The following is a 1,182-nucleotide window of genomic DNA, read 5'->3' as shown; positions in this document are numbered from 1 at the left end:
TGAACGGAAGCCTGTGGCGCGGAAGAAAAAACGGATACGGAAAGTGGAAGAGGTCACACCGGAAATACTCGAACCGTCAGCGGTAGCGGAGAAGATACTGAGAGAGTATCCTGATGAATTACTCACATTTGGCGTGGAGTGGGTATGCGAGAACAGACGCAGAGAGCTGGGATTCGTGGATGGTGCGAACCTCGGACAGGTGGCATGGTGGCTCACTAAAGAGTTGCGGAAGAAGGGTGATAAGATTATGGCGAGAGCGAAGAGAGGCGTGGTCTACGCTGCCGGAATGCTACTTGCGAATCAGCCAGATATAATAGTGACCGAAACCGTTAGGAGAGCCATGAATCGTGAATGGGATAAAATCCGCACATTCGTCAGTGTGAATTACCCGGACGTCCTCGTGAAGCTCGGCGGTAGGGATTTGCAGTTGATTATCTTAGGCTATGTCTACAAGTTGCTCGGTGCACCTTATGCGGGCATGCCAGAGGACATAAGAAAAGCTCTGAGAACCTTTGAACAGGTTTATGGGGATTGAGAGATGGATGATTTGGTGCTCGTCCACAGAACAAAACCACGTGAAATATACTACCTGCGAGCAAAACCCTACACCGCGAAAGAACCTACCATTTACCAAGTAAAGTCACGACTCGCATTTGGACACCATGCGAAAAAGGCGAGAAACAAAAGTATACAGTCTGACCTGCCACCGGCGGCGGAACAGGTGAAGAAGCTGCGGGGCACAAAATTCGGGCGGACACGAAAACTCAAGAAATGGGAAGAAATGATACTAAGGGAGGCACGAAAGGAAGGGAGGGAGGATTGGGAAGCGATAATATTGGGCGAACCTAAAACAGAAGTGAGTGACCGGAGCTGGTTGGAGGTTTTATTCGGAAGGAAATGACACGCTTGAGTGAAATTCCAGAAGAGACTTTGAAAGAGATACAGGAGTTCGTGAAGCGCAACAAAGGAGTTATTCCCGTAACCACCACCCCTGCTGAGGACGGAATGAGGATAGAGACCTTGCCGGAAGCGGTTGAAAAGAAATTCGGCTACAAACTCTCACCGAGCCAGATATATGACCTCCAGAGGGGCACGAAGACATACAAAGTGAAGGTGGATATGGAGACTGTGCGAGAGCTTGAACGGTTATACGGCAATGTGGGTGCGGGTATAAAGAAGGTG

General features: G+C 49.5%; 3 protein-coding genes. All 3 read left to right on the top strand.

Translation table 11 applies throughout. The features are described 5' to 3' along the window. Positions 1-535: hypothetical protein (locus tag J7J01_04935; protein MCD6210224.1), on the top strand; the 535-nt coding region annotated here is incomplete at its 5' end. Between the two features lie 3 nt (positions 536-538). Beyond that, positions 539-901 carry a hypothetical protein gene (locus tag J7J01_04930; GenBank protein ID MCD6210223.1) on the top strand — a complete coding sequence of 121 codons (363 nt, stop codon included), beginning with the start codon at positions 539-541 and terminating at the stop codon, positions 899-901. Beyond that, on the top strand, positions 898-1,182 hold a 285-nt coding region (locus J7J01_04925; GenBank protein ID MCD6210222.1), incomplete at its 3' end, for a hypothetical protein. The genes J7J01_04930 and J7J01_04925, both read left to right, overlap by 4 nt.

The sequence above is a fragment of the Methanophagales archaeon genome (assembly GCA_021159465.1).
Classification (GTDB): domain Archaea; phylum Halobacteriota; class Syntropharchaeia; order Alkanophagales; family Methanospirareceae; genus G60ANME1.
This window is presented reverse-complemented; position numbering and strand designations above follow the sequence as displayed.

Excerpts from the sequence above, each read along its gene's own strand:
- J7J01_04930 (MCD6210223.1), top strand. The coding sequence starts at position 539 with ATGGATGATTTGGTGCTCGTCCACAGAACAAAACCACGTGAAATATAC.